15 protein-coding genes and 2 pseudogenes are annotated in these 19,275 nt (G+C 62.7%); 9 read left to right on the top strand and 8 right to left on the bottom strand.

Annotated elements, in window-relative coordinates; all coding sequences use genetic code 11:
• Window positions 1-18 precede the first annotated feature (18 nt).
• From LDP01_RS12880 to LDP01_RS12890, 3 genes are read left to right on the top strand one after another with little or no spacing between them, the layout of a single operon-like run.
• Window positions 19-624, top strand: a complete 606-nt coding sequence (locus LDP01_RS12880; RefSeq protein ID WP_216924556.1) for a glycerol-3-phosphate responsive antiterminator — start codon at window positions 19-21, stop codon at window positions 622-624.
• Between the two features lie 27 nt (window positions 625-651).
• Window positions 652-957 (top strand): putative quinol monooxygenase, encoded by a 306-nt coding sequence (locus LDP01_RS12885; RefSeq protein ID WP_216924558.1) that lies wholly within the window; start codon window positions 652-654, stop codon window positions 955-957.
• Window positions 950-2,074: an alcohol dehydrogenase catalytic domain-containing protein gene (locus tag LDP01_RS12890; RefSeq protein WP_224092778.1), complete on the top strand. Its 1,125-nt coding sequence runs from the start codon at window positions 950-952 to the stop codon at window positions 2,072-2,074. Before LDP01_RS12885 ends, LDP01_RS12890 begins: the two co-directional genes overlap by 8 nt.
• 66 nt (window positions 2,075-2,140) lie before the next feature.
• Here the strand turns inward: LDP01_RS12890 and treS are convergent.
• Window positions 2,141-4,304 (bottom strand): annotated as a pseudogene (gene treS / locus LDP01_RS12895) (maltose alpha-D-glucosyltransferase).
• Between the two features lie 386 nt (window positions 4,305-4,690).
• On the opposite strand from treS, the pseudogene LDP01_RS12900 reads away from it, so the two are divergent.
• Window positions 4,691-5,669: pseudogene (locus LDP01_RS12900) on the top strand (NAD-dependent epimerase/dehydratase family protein).
• A gap of 56 nt (window positions 5,670-5,725) precedes the next feature.
• On the opposite strand, the gene LDP01_RS12905 reads toward LDP01_RS12900, so the two are convergent.
• The 3 genes from LDP01_RS12905 to LDP01_RS12915 are packed head-to-tail and all read right to left on the bottom strand — an operon-like array spanning window position 5,726 to window position 9,509.
• Window positions 5,726-7,084 (bottom strand): MFS transporter, encoded by a 1,359-nt coding sequence (locus tag LDP01_RS12905; RefSeq protein ID WP_224092779.1) that lies wholly within the window; start codon window positions 7,082-7,084, stop codon window positions 5,726-5,728.
• Window positions 7,085-7,143: 59 nt separating this feature from the next.
• Complete coding sequence (locus tag LDP01_RS12910) at window positions 7,144-8,910, bottom strand: sulfatase family protein (protein WP_224092781.1); 1,767 nt, start codon at window positions 8,908-8,910, stop codon at window positions 7,144-7,146.
• Complete coding sequence (locus LDP01_RS12915; RefSeq protein ID WP_224092783.1) at window positions 8,907-9,509, bottom strand: PadR family transcriptional regulator; 603 nt, start codon at window positions 9,507-9,509, stop codon at window positions 8,907-8,909. The genes LDP01_RS12910 and LDP01_RS12915 overlap by 4 nt, the downstream gene beginning before the upstream one ends.
• A gap of 221 nt (window positions 9,510-9,730) precedes the next feature.
• Between LDP01_RS12915 and LDP01_RS12920 the strand changes: the two genes are divergently transcribed.
• Window positions 9,731-11,029, top strand: coding sequence for an LssY C-terminal domain-containing protein (locus tag LDP01_RS12920; protein WP_224092788.1), 1,299 nt, complete (start codon window positions 9,731-9,733; stop codon window positions 11,027-11,029).
• A 123-nt stretch (window positions 11,030-11,152) separates the two neighbouring features.
• Here LDP01_RS12920 and LDP01_RS12925 read toward each other — a convergent pair whose 3' ends face one another.
• From LDP01_RS12925 to LDP01_RS12935, 3 genes are read right to left on the bottom strand one after another with little or no spacing between them, the layout of a single operon-like run.
• On the bottom strand, window positions 11,153-11,557 hold the full coding sequence (locus LDP01_RS12925; protein WP_024818727.1) for a RidA family protein: 405 nt from the start codon (window positions 11,555-11,557) through the stop codon (window positions 11,153-11,155).
• Entirely contained in the window at window positions 11,554-12,360 is an 807-nt protein-coding gene (locus tag LDP01_RS12930) for an IclR family transcriptional regulator (RefSeq protein WP_224092790.1), read from the bottom strand. The genes LDP01_RS12925 and LDP01_RS12930 overlap by 4 nt, the downstream gene beginning before the upstream one ends.
• On the bottom strand, window positions 12,320-13,327 hold the full coding sequence (locus tag LDP01_RS12935) for a sugar kinase (RefSeq protein WP_224092791.1): 1,008 nt from the start codon (window positions 13,325-13,327) through the stop codon (window positions 12,320-12,322). Before LDP01_RS12935 ends, LDP01_RS12930 begins: the two co-directional genes overlap by 41 nt.
• A gap of 180 nt (window positions 13,328-13,507) precedes the next feature.
• Between LDP01_RS12935 and LDP01_RS12940 the strand changes: the two genes are divergently transcribed.
• From LDP01_RS12940 to LDP01_RS12955, 4 genes are read left to right on the top strand one after another with little or no spacing between them, the layout of a single operon-like run.
• Complete coding sequence (locus LDP01_RS12940) at window positions 13,508-14,815, top strand: alanine racemase (RefSeq protein ID WP_224092793.1); 1,308 nt, start codon at window positions 13,508-13,510, stop codon at window positions 14,813-14,815.
• A 10-nt stretch (window positions 14,816-14,825) separates the two neighbouring features.
• Window positions 14,826-16,493, top strand: coding sequence for an N-acyl-D-amino-acid deacylase family protein (locus LDP01_RS12945; RefSeq protein ID WP_224092794.1), 1,668 nt, complete (start codon window positions 14,826-14,828; stop codon window positions 16,491-16,493).
• Window positions 16,490-17,125, top strand: coding sequence for a bifunctional 4-hydroxy-2-oxoglutarate aldolase/2-dehydro-3-deoxy-phosphogluconate aldolase (locus LDP01_RS12950; RefSeq protein WP_224092796.1), 636 nt, complete (start codon window positions 16,490-16,492; stop codon window positions 17,123-17,125). Before LDP01_RS12945 ends, LDP01_RS12950 begins: the two co-directional genes overlap by 4 nt.
• A gap of 23 nt (window positions 17,126-17,148) precedes the next feature.
• Entirely contained in the window at window positions 17,149-18,540 is a 1,392-nt protein-coding gene (locus LDP01_RS12955; RefSeq protein WP_224092802.1) for a GntP family permease, read from the top strand.
• Between the two features lie 176 nt (window positions 18,541-18,716).
• On the opposite strand, the gene LDP01_RS12960 is transcribed toward LDP01_RS12955, so the two are convergent.
• Entirely contained in the window at window positions 18,717-19,223 is a 507-nt protein-coding gene (locus LDP01_RS12960; protein ID WP_224092804.1) for a universal stress protein, read from the bottom strand.
• Between the last annotated feature and the right edge of the window lie 52 nt (window positions 19,224-19,275).

Genomic DNA, 19,275 nt, shown 5'->3' on the forward strand with positions numbered 1-19,275 from the left:
AACGACGAGGATCCAAAGATGATTGAATTTCCACAGGAACTGGACCTTCGGCTCAGCCGCAATCCTGTGATCGGCTCCGTATTCGGCGTCGACGCGGTGCCAGGCTTTCTCAGCTCAGGATGTCAGGTGTGCATCCTTGCCCATGTGGCATTGCATGAGCTTGAAGGACTGCTTCACTCTCTGACGGCTGCCGGCAAGTTCACTTTTGTGAACATCGATGCCTGCTCCGGGCTGGGGCAGGACCGGGGCGCCGTGGAATATCTAAAGAAGATCGGCACTGAGGGATTGGTCAGCACCAAGACGGCTTTGATCCAGCGCGCCAACACCATGGAAATGGTGACAATGCAGAAGGTCTTCGTGACGGACCGGTCCAACCTGCCGCGCAGCACCGGGGCTGTTGAACAGAGCAAACCCCACTTGGTCCAGGTGATGCCGTGGCCCGTTATCGCCCACCTTTCACCGGCAGAACTCAGCAGCCTCACCCCCTTCGTTGCTGCCGGCTTCATCCGTACGGGCGGCGATGTGGCGAGGGCCCTGAGGGAAGGTGCCAAAGCGGTTTCCACCAGCGCTGCCGAGCTATGGGATCTGGCCGGACGAGACAGCGTCGAAACGTCAACAAACTGATACTCAACCCATAAGACAAGGAACGGAATGTCAGAGACGCACTTCCAAGTAATTGCCCATTATCACGCCATCACCCAAGAAGTAGAGGAAGTCGCCGGGTTGCTCGGCAAGCTGGCGGAAGCCAGCCGTCAGGAGGAGGCGAATCTGGCCTACGACTATTTTCAATCCGTGAACGATCCAGGGCACTTCGTGATCCTGGAGAAGTACACCGATGCAGCTGGTTTCGCCGCCCACCGAACGTACGAACACTTCAAGACCTTGGCCATTGGCGAGATCCTTCCGCGCCTGAATAGCCGAACCATTGAAACGTATGAAGGCCGTGGCGATGCGTAGCGCCGTGCTCCGCCGCGCTGGCGCCCCGTACCCATACGCGGACAGCAGTCCCCTCAAACTCGAAGAGCTTGAACGTCCAAAACCGCGCGCGGGGGAGGTACAGGTGAGAATCGAGCGTGCGAGCTTGTGCCACTCGGACCTTTCCGTTGTCAACGGAAGCCGACCCCGACCCCTTCCAATGGTTCTGGGCCATGAAGCTGCGGGTACGGTTACCGAAGTCGGCTCTGGCGTGATCGATCTTAAGCGCGGAGACCACGTCGTTATCGTTTTCGTGCCCAGCTGCGGTACCTGTTCGGTGTGCAGCGCTGGGCGCCCGGCGTTATGTCCACGGGGTGGCGACGCAAATACCAGAGGCGACCTGCTCCACGGTGATGCCCTGCTCATTGGCAGCTCAGGTGAACGCATTAACCATCACCTGGGTGTTTCTGCTTTCGCCGAGTATGCCGTCGTAGCCCGCGAATCCCTTGTGGTGATCGATGAGGACGTGCCCATGGATGTGGCCGCCATGTTTGGTTGCGCCGCGCTCACTGGTGTCGGCGCGGTAATTAACACCGCCCAAGTAAGGGAAGGCCAGTCAGTCATTGTGTTCGGTCTAGGGGCGGTCGGGCTAATGGCCGTGATGGCAGCAGCGCAAATACCCGGAACAACAGTCATTGCCATTGACCCCCTGACAGAAAAACAGCAACTCGCATTGCGCTGCGGCGCCGACTACGCGGCAGGGCCCGATGAGGCCGCCGACTTGGTCGCCGCCCACACGGACGAGGGCGTTGACGTATCAATCGAGGCAGTGGGGCACGCCAAAGTTATGGAAACCTGTCTCTCACTGCTGGCGCGCGGCGGAGCTCTCGTATCGGTGGGCCTACCTGACCCAAACCAAACCCTGACCGTCCAGGCCCTCCAGTTCGCCGGCATGGGCAAACGTCTGCTGGGGTCCTACATGGGAGATTCGGTGCCCACCAGGGACATTCCGCTTTACATCCAGATGTGGCGGGAAGGGCGACTGCCCGTGGAACTGCTGCATACCGACACCAAACCGTTGTCCGAGATCAATGAAGCCTTGGATGCGCTGGCAAATGGAAGCATCGTCCGGCGCCTGTTCACCACTGCCGAGCCGTAGCGCTGGCGAGGCGGCAGGAAACCTAACCCCGACGTCGGCACTTACGCGGGTGCCGACGTCGGGGTTCTATTCGGTCTCGGCTTCCTTCAGAACCAGCGCGGTCCCCTGGAACGCCCGCAGCTCAAGGAAGAAGCTGCCAAGGTCATCCACTTGCCCCACGTTTTCGCCGCTGAAGAGATCGTGGACGCTTGCGCCAGGGACAAGGTGCGAGGACTGGATGCTGCCTGCGATGTCCTGGTCGGAGAAGTTCAGAACCGTGACTTCAAGCTCGCCGCTGCCGAGTTGGTTGACCAGGACCAGCAGCCCGCGGTTGGAAACGTCGGGCACGTCCAGCAAGGTACTCGTTGCGATCCCTGATTCTTCCCTTACTTTTAGGATCTGCTGGAGGCGCCGGGCGTAGGAGGCTGGATCCTTGAGCTGTTCAGGCAGCGGACCGTAGAGGCTCCGGGCCCGCGCCATGCCGGCGAGGGAGGTCTTGGCGTCGGGGCTGGTGCCCATGAGGTCGTGGGCGCCGCGGTTAATCCAGCGGGTGTCGCCTTGCGAGGTGAGCTCCCGGACTGTTTCCCGATCCAAGGCGGTGATGCCGGTGAGGTCCCATCCGGAAAGCGCGAAGACCCCAGGCTGCAGCGCGTTGTACATGGACAGGAGTACGTGGGCATCCAGGACCTGGGCCTCTTGCTCCTGTGTTATCGAGTCCGGGTCTTTGATTCCCAGCGCAGCCATGAGGAAGCTGACCGTGGTGCAGGCGATGCCGTTGGTCGTGAAGACCGCGTTGTAGGGCCCGTTCTCACCGGTGAGGCGTTCCCGCAGGGTGCTCTGGACCTTCTCGGCAACCTCGGCGCCGGTCAGTTCTTCGCCCCCAAGCTCGAAGATGTCTTCCCTGTGTCCAGCGGCAAAGTGAAGCAGTTCGTAGGTCAGTTCGTCGTGGTTCTGCAGCGCATGCACCAGGGAGGGCCTGGTCCACACCGATCTCCATGGCCAATCGAAGGGTCAGCCGGAGAAACTCGGTGTCACCGGTGACCAGCGCATAGTGGTAGGCGGGCCTGGTGATGAAGTCGTAGGAAAGATCCGGGCCCGACTCGGACTGAGCCTTGATGTCATCAATGGTGAGGTTGAGTTCCTGGAAGGAGAACCCGCCCACTTTGCGGATCATGGAGCCAATGAGCTGGTTCGCTGCCTCGGACAGGGGGTGGCCTTCCGACCAGCCCGGCTGTTCCTCCGCGCTCTTCTCCACGCCGAGGAAGCCGTTGGCATCCAGCCGCAGGGCACCGGTGCCCAGGTCCAGGAGGGAGTGCAACGCATCGCCCACCACCAACCGCATCCCGGCGAAGGTAGGGTCCAGCCAGTTAATGGATGGCTGCCCGGCCTTGAAGTAATGGAGATACACCCAGCGACGGGTTTTGCCTGTGGTATCCACGATCGGCCTGGTGGCGCTCCAGTTGGTCTCCTTGACCCCGGGTTCGTAGAAGATCACGCGTTGGAGCCTGCCGATGATGTATCCCGCTTTTTGCAGGGCCTGCTCGGCGTCTGGACTGATATTCACTGAATCTTCGCCCTCGGGAACGTCGGGCAGCAGGTGCCAGTCTTCCTCGGGGATATCTACCATGTGATAGATGCCCGGGTAGTCCCGGAAGTTCATCTCGGCGAGACGGAAGTCGGCGCCTTTGCCTGTATGGCCGGGCACGATGTCGTCGATGACCGTCCCGTCATGATCTGCGGCGACTTCGCACATCCGGCGGAATTCTTCCTCCGTGCCGAACGCCGGATCGATCGCCATGCTGATGCGGTCAAAATGGCCATCCACGCTGGGCGTCTGGGACCACCCGCTGATGCCTCCGGCGAGCTTTACGGGGCCAGTGTGGAGTCCGCGGATGCCGATCTCCCGGAACGCCTTCCAGAGGCCCGGCTCTCCTAACGCGGACAGAAATGACTGACCCTCGCGGGTAATGAAGGAGAGAGGGTAGGCCGTGAACCACACAGGCGCACGCTCCACGGCCGCCCGCGGGTTTGGTCGGGCGTAGGCGTTCTGCCACATGCTGGCCTGGCCAGAGAGTTGCCGGGCCATGGTGTTGGCATCGCCGAGCATCGACTGGTTGCGAAGCCAGTCCACATACGTCGGATTGCGCCCATCGAATTCCAAGGAGGGCCTGGCTGCGAAGAATTGCCGGCGTCGGGCGATCGGCCGGAGGGCTTTCGGGCGGGCGGGATAGAACTGTTCGTCAAACGTGATCTCGGGTGACTCTGTGGCGGTTTCCTCGGGTTGCGTTTCCTGCGGATCCTCCGTTGTTTCCTCTGGATTCCCGTTGGTTTCTGACAGGCTCTCGCTGACTACAGGCTCCCGCACAGCTTTCTCCTTTACGTGGTCGCCGCGTCAACGCCGACCGTCCGAGGGGGTCGTTCAAGAGGTCACGTACCCGGGCTTGCCCGGAGTATTCATGCTAGTCACGAGGGCATGGGGTTTGTCGAGCTTGGGAGAAGTGAGTCGTCAGGTTGCTGGCCAATCGTGGTGTGATGTCTCCGCAGTCCCCGCTTAAGTGAGGCCGCCCACGCCGCGCCTGCACAGAGGAACTACTCTGGAACTCCAACCCAAGCACGCCCAAAAAGCGAAGGTTACCCATGAAAATAGTTGTCATCGGCGGCAGTGGCCACATTGGTTCGTTCCTCGTGCCCAGGCTCGTCAACGCCGGCCATGAAGTGACCAACATCAGCCGCGGAATCCGGCAGGCCCTACACCGATACACCCGAGTGGCAGCAGGTCCGCCAGGTCACAGCGGACCGGGAGCAGGAGGACCGGGACGGCATCTTTGGTGACCGGATCGTGGAACTGGGTGCCGACGTCGTGATTGACCTGGTCTGCTTTACGCTCGACTCCGCCACCGCGCTGGTGAACCGACTCCGCGGCGAGGTAGGCCACCTCCTGCATTGCGGTTCTATCTGGCGGTATGGCGCCAGCATGAAGCTGCCCATCGCGGAGGGCTCGGATTCTGCCGCTGCCCCAACCGATGAGTACGGCATCCAGAAGCTCGCTATAGCCCGCATGTTGAAGGAAGAGACGGCTTCCGGCGGACTGGCTACTACGTCGTTGCACCCCGGCCACATCGTCGGACCTGGTTGGCTGCCGATCGGACCGCTTGGAAACCTCGACGCATCCGTGTGGGAGACGATCGCCGCAGGCCGGCCGCTAAAGGTTCCCGGAAGTGGCACGGAGCTGATGCATCACGTGCACGCCGACGACGTCGCGCAAGCCTTCGAGAAGGCCATCCAGCGACGTGAAGCGGCCGCCGGGGAGGACTTCAACATTGTTGCTCCCACCGCACTGACAGTTCGCGGATACGTTGGGATCGCTGCGTCGTGGTTCGGGAAGGAACCTCGCTTCGAGCCAGTCAGTTGGGAGGAGTTCCGCAGGACCACCGCACTTGGGCACGCGGATACGAGCTGGAACCATCTCTCACGCAACCATTGCTTCAGCATTGAAAAAGCCAAGTCCCTGCTGGGTTACGCACCCCGGTATGAGCCGGAACAAGCGGTCCGCGAGTCCCTGGAGTGGCTCATCGACCACAAACAACTCAGCGTCGGCAACCTCGCCACAAGTTAAACCGCGACGTCGGCACTCACCTGAGTGCCGACGTCGAGCCCGAGCGGTTGCCTAAGTCAGCCCTGGTGCAGTGCTTCCTGCCGGCGCTGCTCCAACGCATTCCGGACACGCTCCACGTCCCGCGGGTAGCAGAAGTAGAGGGCGGTGAGGACTGCGGCGTTGACCAGCATGAGGATCACCAGGGTCCAGAGGAACACGGCCTGGATTCCGAGGCTTGAGGCCAGGGCGCCCGCTCCAAGGGAGAATACGGCCCACCCGATGGTCTCGAAAACGGTCAGGAAGATAGCGAAGGCCTGGCCACGAAGTTCCGGGAGGACGACGGCCGCGACGATCGGACGGTTGGCGGGCGGATTGGCTCCTTGGGCGAAGCCGATCAGGGCCCAGAACGCGCTGTAGATGCCGATGTTGTCGTAGTCGAATTGGGTTGCGAAGAATGCGACGGCGGCGAAGAGAACCTGGGCGCCCTGCAGGTAGGCAACCCGGCCCCTGTCGGGAAGGATCCGGTCCAGGAGCGCGACGAGCCAGCCGCCACCAGCGGTCCCGGCGAAGTAGCCGAGCCCAAAGGGCACCAGCACGATGGCCGCCACCGCGTTGGTGAAGCCCCGCTCCACCACGAGGAACTGGATACCGAAGATCGCGATGAGGAGATGCCCGGAGAGCAGGCGCGAGAGCATCATGATGGAGAAGCTGGGAATCCGGAACAGGGAGGCCACCGAGCGGACAGTGACTTTCGGGGTGAGGCGCTCGCGGCCGCTGAGGTCTGCGAGCTGCTTCTCGGACGCTCCCACTCCGGGGTCTTTCAGGAGCAGTGCCACCAGCAGGCCGGCAAGGATGCAAATGCCACCGATGGTCCACATGCCGAAGCGCCAGCCGTCAGTAATACCGGTGAACAATGCGATGAGCGGGGCAATGAAGGAACTGATGAGGCTCATGAACCCGTAGAAGTAGCCCGCAGCCTTGCCGCGCTGGCTGTCATCGAAGGAGTCCGCGATGATGGCGTTGGCGATCGGGCTTCCACCGATGATCGACGCCGACATCAGCGTGTTGAGTATCAACAGTTGAACGAAGTCCTGGGAGAAACCTGCCGCTATACCGAAGACGCCACCGGCCAGGGTGGTGGCGATCAGCGCTTTCCGTCGGCCGATCTTTCCGGCAAGCCAGGCCCACGCCGGACCGGCAGGGACAGCAATGATTTTGCCGAGTGCCGCCAGCAGGCCGAGGTGGCTGCTCTGCAGTTTCAGGGCCGCCGCAATGGTCGGGAACAGGGTGGCGCTGAGGCCGGCTTCCGTATTGTCCACGACCGTAACGCCGGTGAGGACAGCGAGGTTTCGCCAGCGGTGGGGAACTTTGCTGGCTTGGGCTGCTCCTTCTGCTGGAGCTTCCGTGGCGAGGGCAGGGCTGGGTTGGGTGGTCATGGGCTGTAGGTCCTGTCTACATTGTCAGGCTGGGTTGGGGATGTGTCACTGGCTTGGAGTTACGCCGTGGGGACGGCAGCCAGTTCCTCGGCAATGGACCCGAGGGCGCTCGAGGAAACCGGGATGACGGCTGCGAGCTGATAGAGGCTGAGCTGGGCGGGGATGTTAACCAGTTCAGTGCTGATGAGGTCGGGGAGGTGCTTCTCCACGGCTTCGCGGCCGCGGACGTCCTGGAGCAGTTCCAGAAGGGGCGGTGTCAGGGCAGCTCCGCCGTCGGCGAAGCTGTCGATCGGAGGCAGGGGTTCCAAAGCGAGCCGCGCCCTGTCCGCTTGCCGGGCGGCGAGCAGGTGCTGGGCTGTGGGCTCGGAATCGAAAGGAATTCCGAGCCGCTGGAACTGGCTTTCCGGTGCATCGTTGGCGTGCATAAGTTTGGCCAGTGTTTTCAGTAGGCGCAGTTCCAGCTCGTCGTCGATGATGGGGTTCGTTTGGTGCGGGTCTTTTTCCAGGTCAAACAGGAGGGTTCCGTGGACCCATGAGTTCATCATGGAGGTGGTCTGGAGTTGCATTGTCCGCAGTCCCTTGGTGAAGCTGAACGCTTCCGCAGGTTCCCATTGCGCGAGTTCGGCTGTGGAGAACCGCGACCGCATGTGGGTGGGCATCAGCGTGTAATCCTCCAGTGGTGCGTTGGAAGGATCGATGGCGGCACGCATGTAGACGTAGCGGCCGTCAGTGACGTTGACGTGGCCACCATGGATACCGAACAGGGCCGCTTCACGTACTTCGCTGTCGTCCTGCAGCACGGCGGCCAGGTCCTGGCCCTGCATATCCTTCGTAGGTTCGACGCCGAAGAAGCGCAGCATGGTGGGTGCGATGTCGATGGTCTGGGCGAGGGCTCCACGCCGGGTGTCCTTGCCGCCGGTGCGCGGGTCCCACAGGAACATGGGCAGGTGCACGAGTTCGTTGAACCATGGTTGCACGGATTTTGCCCACCAGCCGTGTTCGCCCAGCAGGAAGCCGTGGTCCGTGTTCACCAGGAGGAGAGTGTCTTCCCACATGTTGTACTGGTCCATGGCATCCAGGACCCGTCCGAGCGACTTGTCGCACATCGAGACCAAAGCGGCATATTCGTAGCGGGCGTGCTCCACCTGATCCTGAGGTTCGGTGACCTTCTGGTATCCCGGCCAGTCGAATTCGGGGCCGTCGTAATCATGCTCGTACAAAGCCTTGTATTTGCTGTGGGTGAAGAAGGGCTCGTGCGGATCGAAAAGCTCGATCTGGAGCATCCACTTGTCTGCTTCATGGTTCGTATCGATGAAGTGCAGGCCGGCGTCCACGGTCTTGGTCTGCGAGTGGTCTGCTTCGGTGGGCATATAGCTGCGGTTGATGAGGTCCTGTCGCTTCATCCCGGCACGCCAGTCCTGGCTTCCGCCGGAAGGATTTACTACACCCTTCCAGGGATCACCTTCCTGGCCACGGAAGAACTCCCAGGTGGTGTAGCGCGGGTGATAGGTGGCGCCTCCGTCCTCCCAATAGTGTGGGTGGTCTGATACGAGATGCGTGTGCACTCCTGCTTTTCCCAGCATCTCCGGCATGGAATCGTCGAAAGGTTCCAGCGGGCCCCAACTGCGGTGCAGGAAATTGTGGCGGCCGGTGTGCATCTCGCGGCGTGCCGGCATGCAGGGCATCGAACCGGCATAGAAGTTGTCGAACGTCGCCGTCTTTGCTGCCAGGCGGGCAAAGTTGGGGGCATCTACGAACGTGTCCGCCGCGTAAGGGGAGAGCATATGCCTGTTGAGGCTGTCGAACATGAGGATGATGGCCTTCATGGTTGCAGCTCCGCCGGTACTGCGGTGAGCGAACGGGACGAGAGCTGTCCATCCAGAAGCTCCTTGCGCAGGCTGATCAGTCCGGCAACGTGGGCGTCGATGGCGCTCGCACCCATGACGTGTAGGCGCTCTCCCACCGATTCGGCGAGCTCGGTGTCGAAGGCGATGGTGGGGGCCCACTGTTCCCTGCGGTCACGGTTGCGGTACCTGGCGATTTCGTCCTGGCGGGTGTGGATTTCGACGTCGAGAATCCGGAGGAGTTGCTCGGCGCTCATGAAGCCGGCAAAGGACAATCGGGCAGCGAGTTCGGGGTCCTGGAAACGGCTGGCCGGGTGGTACGGGCCGGTGAGCCAATCGAGGAACACGGTGGCTCCTTCGTCAGTGACGCGGTAGGTCTTTGCGTCCTGCGCGCCGGGACGGGGGTCCACGCTGTGGGTCACCCAACCTTGGCTCTCCATGCTCCCGAGCGAGCGGTAAACCTGGCTCATCTGCGTATTGGAACGCAGGAAGCGGCCATGGGTGTCCAGGTACTTCTTGATGTCGTAGCCCGTGCTCGGATGCTCCAGCAGGACTCCAAGAAGGATGTGTTCGAGCTTCATTGTTCTCTCCATTGGCAGGTCATTGCGTGATGCCGGTCACGCTTTCTAAGAAAAGAATGACACAAGTGGAATGGTGAGTCAATGACACAAGTGGAATGCTTTTAAGTTCGACGACGGCACCTGGCCAAGTTTCGGCGTCGAACCTTAATGCCCGGGACTGTGTACACGCTGAGGCCAGGAGGCGAAGCTTAAGGAGCACGTGCACCCAGGGGGAGTTCCGAATGTACAAAGCGCCGAACAAAGGAGTCACGGACAGCCGGCTCGACCACGCGTTCTTCGTCCTGGGTGGAGCAGCTGCGGTGTGGCTGGCATTCCTTTTGGTGGGGGAGAGCTTTCATCTGGGGTGGGGCCAGGTGTGGTTCTCCTTTGTGTTCTGGGCCTTCCTGGCCTACCTGCTGCTGCCTCGCCTCCACCGCATCCTGACCACCATTTACGTTCCCGGCTACTTCATCGGCAGGGCCCGGACCAGCGACGGACTGCTCGGTGACCCGGTGAACGTGGCACTCATGGGCACCGAGCCGCAGATCCACGCGATCATGCGTGCCGCAGGGTGGACCATCGCGGACGACGTTACCTTTGCCAGCAGCCGGCGCATCGTGAGCTCTACGCTTTTGAGGCAGAGTTACACCCAGGCCCCCGTGAGCCCCCTCTACCTCTTTGACCGCCAGCAGGACTTCGCCTACCAGCAGGAAGTGGACAGCAACCCCGGCAAGCGCCACCATGTCCGCTTTTGGCGCTGCCCCGAGGGCTGGATGCTGCCCGGCGGGCACAAGGTGGATTGGCTCGCCGCCGGCACCTACGACCGCAGCGTTGGCTTCTCCCTGTTCACCCTGCAGATCACGCACAAGATCGAGCAGAATACGGACGTGGAGCGGGACCACATCGTACGAACGGTGTCCGCTGCTGAACCTGCCGTGACAGTGCGCGTCATCAAGGACTTTTCCACCGGATACCACTCGCGCAATGGAGGAGGGGACTCCATCTCCACAGACGGCGACCTGCCCATCATCGACGCCCGCCGCGTGCCCGTCCCCGCCGACCAGCCAGCCAGTCGGACGGACAGCCGCGACCGCCGCCCCGCACCCACCATGACGGGCGCATTCCTCGTGGTCATCCGGGCCCTTGCTGCACTTGCTTTGGCCGTCACTTTGCTGGGCTCGGGTGGCAACATCACCGTCGAGGACGCCAACCTTGACCCACAGGCCACGACGGCGGCAATCGTCACCATAGCTATGATCGTCCTGGTTTTCGGGCTCGGCGAAGTGTTCCTTGCCTGGCGGATATTCCTGGGCAGCAACGGCGCGCGCGTGATTGCGATGGGACTCAGCTCCATCTCAATCGTGGTCCAGGCCATCGACGCCTCCACGGGGACCACCAATCTCACGCTTGAGGCAGGCCTGTCCGGCTTGGCCACGGACATCCTGGTGCTCCTGGCTCTATCCAGCCAACGAGCCAGGATCTATGCCAAGCGCCAGCGGGTTCCGGCCGTCCCGCCGTCGGTGAAGCAACGCATCCGATAGCCACCACCCAGGCTGACGACGCGCAAAATCACTGGGGACACAGAAACGGGCTGGCGACACCCGCATATAGGTGTCGCCAGCCCGAAACTGTGGCTCTAACGAAAGTGAGTGGCGCAGCCAGGCTTAGGCAGTGACAGCCAGGGCGTCGATCTCCACCAGCATGACCTCGTGGGGGAGGTCAACAAAGACAGTAGTGCGGCTCGGCAGCAGACCGCTGGGGACGTTCTCGCGGATGAACTCGCCGTAAACCTCGTTCATGGCGGCGAAGTCATCGCGGGTTGTGAGGTAGACGCGGAACATGAGGACGTCTTCAACGGAGGACCCGCCGGCTTCGAGGATGGCCTTGACGTTCTCCAGCGTGCGACGGGTCTGGACGCGGACGTCGCCCTCACCGATGTACTGGTTGGTGGCGGGATCCATGGGGCCCTGGCCGGAGACCTGGAACATGCCGCCCTTCTTGATGCCCTGGGAGAATACGTGCGCCGGGGCGGGGGCGTTTTCGGTCAGTACTACGGTCTTTTCACTCATGCTGAGTTCCTTTCGTGGCTGATCCAGCCGAGGTCATTCGAGATGGCCTCGGTGCTGGCTTTAAGGTCGGGCAGCAGCTCAAGCAAGCCTTCATAGCTGAGCATTACTACCGGTACCGAACAAGAGGCTGCGGCAACAACGGCGCCGCTGGCATCGCGGATGGGGGCCGCGATGCAGTGCACGAATGCTTCGTGCTCGGCGTTGTCGTGGGCCCAGCCCTGTTCCCTGACCTGCTCGAGTTCGGCCAGCAGGGCCTCCGGCGAGGTCAGGGTGTTCTCGGTAACTTTTACGTAGTCCAGCCCCGCGGCAATCTTTTCCTGCCGGCTGCGCGGCATATCGGCGAGGAGGACTTTGGACACAGCGGCCGAGTGCAGCGATGCAGTCAGGCCGATGCGTGAGTACATGCGGACGGGGTGGTGTGACTCGAACTTGTCGATGTACACCACCTCATTGCCTTCAAACGCGGCCAAGTGAACGGTGTGCCCGGTTCGCCCGTTCAGTTCGGCCAGGTGCGGGTGCGCTACCTTTCGGATGTCCCGCTGCTCCAGGGCCAGCGATGACAGTTCGAACAGTTTGGAACCCAGCATGAACCGCTGCTCTTCGTCCCGCACCACGAACCGTTTCTCCTCCATGGCGTGCAGGAGCCGCATCACGGTGGTCTTGTGCACGGATGCTTTGGACGAGAGCTCGTCAAGGGTGGCGGGCTTCGCTGCGAGTTCTGCGAGCAGGTCGATGGCCCGCATGAGGCTCTGGCTCAAGATGTCACGCTCCGGTTCTGGTGTTGAAATGTCCCTCTTCAACATGGATAGCAGCCCAGTCCTCATCCGAAGAATCGAGGATGGCCGCGAGCTCCCCGGCGTCGGGTAGGGGACCGCGGTCGCCATGAACAGTCAAGGTGCAGGCTGCTGCGACGTGCCCCCTGCGCAGGCTCGTTTTCTGGCCGAGCCCAAACAGCATGCCGCTGAGGTAACCGGCGGCGAACGAGTCGCCGGCGCCAACAGGCTCGACGACGGCGACGGACAGTGCGGGAACCTCTTCCCGCGTGCCACTCCGGTCGAGGGAGATTGCGCTGATCGCCTCATTCTTGATGACCAGCACTTGAGGGTCCGGCATCAAACGGCGGAGTTCGGCTTCATCTGTGGTGCCGAAGGCGTGCTCGGCTTCGTCTTTTCCAACAAGCACGACGTCGGCCCGGTTCGCCAGGCGCTGCAGGACGGACCGGTCTTGGCCTGCCCAAAGGGCGGCTCGCCAGTTCACGTCGAAGCTGACGATGCGCCCGTTCCGCGGTTCGGCCAGCAAGGCTTCCAAGAGAGACAGGCACTCCGCGGACAGGGCAGCGGTGATGCCACTCAGATGGATCAGCGCTGCGTTCTCCAGCAGTGAGGAAACGGCGGGATTGGAAAGTGTGCCGGGTCCCATGGCCGACGCCGCGGAACCTTGCCGGTAGTACAAAACTGAACTGCCGCCGTCGGGATCTGATTCCTGGGCGGGGACCTTCACGTAGAGGCCGGTTGGCCGGGATTCGTCCACCTCGACGCCGGTGACTCCCACCCCGTGCGCCCGGAGGTCGTCCAGAATGCGAGTGCCGAAGCCATCGTGGCCCACCCGGCTGACCCAGTGCGTGTCCAGGCCCATGGCTGCCAATCCCATGGCAACGTTCGACTCTGCACCGCCGATCCCGCAGTGGAGCTCCGTGGCTTGGTGCAGGGGAACGGCTTGGACTGGGGTAAGCATGGCCATCGTCTCGCCAACGCATACAGCTGACAGCATCGTTCTCCCACTAGTTGTGCGCTTCTCAGCGGTCTTGACTCTCCGTCCGCCACCATGTTAGACATATCACCAACAGGTTTGCAACCAGCGTTGCAAAATACGCAACGCAACTGAGAATCGCATACTGAACAGCCCCACACCGCAGCTTCAAAAACGCAGCCCCGCGAAGGGAATGAACCCGTGAACACTTCCGAAGCCATCTCGGCACACGCCGTGGCCGGCCTTGCAAACCGTCAGCTTGATTGGCGGCACAAGGCCGTTCCGGCAACCGCCAACGGGATTACGCACGCCGAATTCCTCGCCGCCAAGCACACCCTGGGCGATCTGCAGACGCCGCTGCTGACACTTGATAACACGGCGCTCCAGGCCAACGCCGATCGCCTGGCTGACTGGTGCAAGGAACACGGGGTGCTGCTTGCCCCGCACGGCAAGACCACCATGGCTCCGCAGCTCTGGACTGAACAGCTCAACCGCGGCGCCTGGGGCATCACCCTGGCCAACTTCGCGCAGCTTCGCGTAGCCCGCGAGTTCGGCGTCGCAAACCTTCAGCTCGCCAACAGCCTCACGGATCCGCACGCCATCGAGTGGGTCGCAGCCAACGCCACTGCCGAAGCGCCCATCCTGTCCTGGGTGGATTCCGTGGAAACGGTGGAAGGTCTTAACCGCGTGCTCACCGGGAGCGACGCCGTGCTGGATGTCCTCGTGGAGCTCGGGGCCCACGGCGGCAGGACAGGCGCCCGGGGCGTTGACGCTGCGATGCAGGTTGCCCGCGCGATCTCCGCCTCACCGAACCTGCGTTTGGTAGGCGTCAGTGGCTACGAAGGCTCGCTCGCGCACACCGCGGACGACGCCGGCCTGGGCGCCGTCCGCGGCTACCTCGCCCAGATGCGGCTGCTTCACGAGGAACTGCTCGCCGAAGGCCTCTATGGTTCCGGCTCGGTGATCATTACAGCCGGTGGCAGCGCCTACTTCGACGACGTCGTCACAGTCCTGTCTCCCTGCATCAGCACCGGCGCCGAAACTGGTGGCCCCAGTGTGGACCTCATGGTCCGCAGCGGCGCCTACATCATCCACGACGACGGCTTCTACCGCGGAATCTCGCCGTTTTCCCGGGAAGGCGATCAACCATTCCATGCCGCAATGCATGTCTGGGCACGCGTGGTTTCGCAGACAGAGCCGGGCCTTGCCATCCTCGACGCCGGCAAGCGGGACCTCCCGTTCGACGAAGGCCTGCCCGAGCCGCAGTTCATCGGACCGCTTCTCGGCGGAGCCATGGAGCCTTTGGTTGGGGCCGAAATCACCTCGGTCAACGATCAACACAGCTTCATGACCTTCGATGCCAAAACCACCACCGTTCGTCCGGGCGACGTCGTCCGGCTGGGCCTGTCCCACCCCTGCACAGCCTTCGACAAATGGACCGTCATTCCGGTACTCGCAGACACCAACGGTGACCAGACCGTCGTCGACCTCATCCATACCTTCTTCTAGGACGAACGCCATGAAGACCCTCATCAGCAACGCCACCTTGGTGGACGGAACCGGAGCGGACCGCCGCCCGGCGGACGTCCTGCTGGACGGCGCGGTGATTGCCGCCGTCGTCGACGCCGGAACCCTCACCGCAGGCGAAACCGGGGCCGATCGCACCATCGACGCCACGGGCCTGGTCCTGAGCCCTGGTTTCATCGACATGCACGCGCATTCTGATCTGCAACTGCTTGTTAATAGGCAGCATTACGCCAAGCTCAGCCAAGGCGTCACCACGGAACTGCTGGGTCAGGACGGCCTGTCCTACGCACCAGTGGACGATGCCACGCTTGCAGGTGTGCGGGAGAAGATCGCTGGTTGGAACGACAACCCGGCGGACTTCGACTGGAATTGGCGGACCGTGCGTGAGTACCTGGATCGGTTGGATGCCGAGGCCACCGACGACGATGGCACTACAGGACGGATCGCAACCAACGCCGCTTACCTCGTCCCGCAGGGAACCGTCCGGGCCATGGTGATGGGCTTCGCAGAAGGTGATCCCACCCCGCAGCAACAGCAGCAGATGCAAGACGTGATCCGCACGTCGATGCAGGAAGGCGCCGTGGGAATGTCCTCCGGCCTGACCTACACGCCGGGCATGTACGCGCAGACCGAAGAACTCGCCGGCCTCTGCAGGACTGTCGGCGAGCTGGGCGGCTTCTATGCACCGCACCACCGTTCCTACGGCAAGGGCGCACTGGATGCCTACGCCGAGATGATCGGCCTGAGCCGGGACACAGGCTGCGCCCTGCACCTCTCCCACGCAACCATGAATTTCGCGGAGAACAAGGGCCGGGCAGGCGAACTCCTGGAGCTGATCGATAGCGCGCTTGATGAGGGAGTGGACATCACCCTGGACACCTACCCCTACCTCCCCGGAGCCACGACGCTCTCCGCGCTCCTCCCCAGCTGGGCATCGTCCGGAGGTACGGAAGCGACGCTTGCCCGTCTCAACGACCCCGAAACCCACGCACGCATCCGGGAAGCCGTGGAGATCTACGGCTCGGACGGATGCCATGGCGTAGTTGCCGAGTGGGACACCCTGGAAATCAGCGGCGTCCAGAACCCGGCGCTCGCCGGCTATGTCGGGAAGACCATCAAGGAGATCGCCGCCGGGACCAACGAGGAACCGTTCGATGTCTTCGTGCGGATCCTCACCGAAGACCGCCTCGGCACCGGAATCCTGCAACACGTGGGTCACGAAGAAAACGTCCAGGCAATCATGAAGCACCGCACCCACACCGGCGGCAGCGACGGCCTCCTGGTCGGTGCCAAGCCACACCCCCGGGCATGGGGAACCTTCCCTCGCTACCTCGGCCACTACTCCCGCGATCTCGGATTGCTCAGCCTCGAGGAAACGGTCCACCACCTGACGGGCCGTCCCGCCGCACGACTCAAGCTCCACAACAGGGGCCTGGTCCGCGAAGGCTACGCGGCCGACGTCGTGCTCTTCGACCCGGAAACCATCCGCGACGAAGCCACTTTTGAGAATCCCCGCCAAGCCGCCAGCGGCATCCATTACGTCTTCGTCAACGGCGCAGCAGCGATCGACGGCGGCCGGCCCACCGGTGCCCGCGCCGGCCGTGCCCTGCGTCGAAGCAGTGACGGACTCACCCGAGAAGGAAGCAGTACCACCCAATGACTCCTGAAGAATTCATCCAGCAGCTCGAAGCCGACCGCACCCTCGCCGTGGTCCGCGCTCCGTCCATCACGGACGCCGCGGATCTCTGCCGGGCACTGGCCGACGGCGGCATCCGCAGCGTGGAACTGACGTTCACCACCCCGGATGCGCTCAAGCACGTCAAGCGCGCGGCAGAGACCGCGGCGGACCACGGTGCCGCCGTCGGAATCGGTACGGTCCTGACCGCAGACCAAGCCCGCGCAGCGATCGACGCTGGAGCCAGGTTCCTGGTAACACCAGGCATCCGGCCCGAGGTTGCAGCAGTCGCAGTGGCCGCCGGCATCCCGTTCAGCCTCGGAGCCATGACGCCCACCGAAGTGGCACAGGCACTTGACCTTGGGTCCGGCGTCGTCAAGATTTTCCCTGCCCGCCAGCTTGGGCCGGTGTACCTGAAGGACCTGCAGGGCCCCTACCCGGGCATCCGCTTCTTGCCTTCAGGAGGCATCGACGCTTCCAACGCCAAGAGCTACCTCGACGCCGGTGCTGCCGCAGTATGCTGCGGCACAAGCGTGGTCCCGCCCGCAGCAGTAGCTGCAGGCAACTGGGCAGACATCGCGGCCCGTGCCGCCGCGTTTACCGGCACCCTCAAGTAGGACTCACCCAGAAAGAAACCCCCATGAATGAATTCCTCGAATGGCTGCGGCACGACACCGCCGGCCTGCTCCTCCTGGCAGGCGCGGGCATTGCCCTCCTGCTGTTCCTGATCATCAAGGTCAAGCTCGAACCGTTCATCGCCTTGGTGGGAACCGGCGTGATCGTGGCGTTGGTGGGTGGGGTCTCAGTGGAAGCCTTGGTCGGCTCGGCCACCAAGAGCAGTGACGCCCTGATTGAGAAGGGCTTCGCTGGCATCCTCGGCCACATCACAGTGATCATCGGCCTCGGCACAGTGCTCGGCGCCATCCTAGAACGGTCTGGTGGCGCGGAAGTGCTGCTCGGCAGGCTCGTGAAGATCTTCGGCGAAAAGGGCACCCCGCTCGCGATGGGTATCACCGGCTTTGTGCTGGGTATCCCGGTGTTCTTCGATATTGGTATCTTCGTCCTGGCGCCGTTGGTTTACGTCGCTGCAATCCGCGGTGGCAAGTCGCTGGCACTGTACGCACTTCCTTTGCTGGCCGGCCTCTCCGTGACGCACGCCTTCCTGCCACCGCACCCCGGACCCGTCGCTGCCGCCGGCCTTTTCCATGTTGACCTTGGCTGGATCATCCTCATGGGCCTCATCTGCGGTATCCCGGCCTGGTTCGCTTCCGGTATTTTGTGGGGCACGTGGATCGGCAAGCGCGTCATGGTCAATGTTCCCGAGGACCGGATTGTCCCCGAGGCCGAGGAAGCCAAGGGCCACGAGCCGTCCATTGGACTGGTGCTGCTGGCCATCGGCCTGCCTATGATCCTCATCCTCGGCGGCACGTTCGGCAACATCTTCGCTCCTCCCGGTGTATTCCGGGACGTCCTGCAGTTCTTCGGCAACCCGGCCATCGCGCTGACCGTCGCAGTGCTGCTGGCCATGTGGCTCCTGGGCATCCGACGCGGCATGAGCTCCGCCGAACTCAGCGAAATCACCGGTTCATCGCTGCGTCCAGTGGGCATGATCCTGCTGGTTGTTGGCGCCGGTGCCTTCTTCGGCGCAGTTCTCTCGGCTACCGGTGTAGGAAAGGCTGTGGCCGACTCGCTCGCCCAGGCTGGCCTGCCCATCATCCTCTCCGCCTTCGTGATCAGCGCGGGCATGCGCATTGCGCAGGGCTCGGCAACCGTGGCGATCGTAACCACCGGTGGCATCCTGGCCCCAAGCCTTGCCTCCGGTTACTCCCAGCCGCAGCTCGCCCTGATCGTGGTGGCCATCTCCTCGGGCTCCATCATTGCCAGCCACGTCAATGACGGCGGCTTCTGGATCATCTCCAAGTACTTCAACATGTCCGTCAAGGACACCCTGAAGACCTGGACGGTTCTCGAAACGGTGTTGTCCATCGTGGGCTTCGCTATGGCGGCGCTGCTGTACACGTTCGTGAGGTAGCTGCTTCATGAGGTAGCTGCGGCCACCTCTGGGTGTTAAACAAAGAGCTCCGGAGTGCGTTATTGGGGGATACGCACTCCGGAGCGGTCTTTGAGCAGGTGCTTTCGCCGTCCTGCAGTAATCACTCTACGTTGGGCGCGACGGCATTGCCACCACCTCGAATAAGTACTTTCGCTTTAGTTTTTACGGCCAGCTTCCTGGGGCTTTCTCTGCGGCACAATCAGCACGGGCCGGCGTTGGTGGTGGCTCAGCCAGGCCGCCACCGAGCCGTTCAAAGCCTCGGAAATGCGGTGGCCCAGGCCAGGTTCCGGCGTTCCAACAATGATCATCGAGGCATGGATGTCCTCGGCGAGCCGGCCCAACGCGCGTGCGGGGTCTCCGGCGAGCAACCGCAAAGTCCAATCCGCTGAGCCGCCATCCATGGCCTCGCCGATGAGCTTGCCCAGGTCACTGCGAACAGCTGCGACGTCCTCGTCATCCTTCTCCGGATGAAGCGACATCCGGTGTGTCTCCCGCGCAGGGTCCCATTCCACGAGGTAGCTGGCCTCGTCCACGTACGCACAAACCAGCGGCACGCCGAGTTGTTCTGCCAGCGTCCGGGCCGTTTGCAGCACCTCCACATGCTGGTCGGGCAAGACGCCCACAACCAAAGGAATCCGTCCGCTGAAATTCTCCGCAGCCATACCTTATTGTTGCGCCGCGAGCAGTCCTTGAACAGGCTGTCTGCTCACCGGC

It is taken from the genome of Arthrobacter sp. StoSoilB13, from assembly GCF_019977255.1.
In the GTDB taxonomy this organism is placed as follows: domain Bacteria; phylum Actinomycetota; class Actinomycetes; order Actinomycetales; family Micrococcaceae; genus Arthrobacter.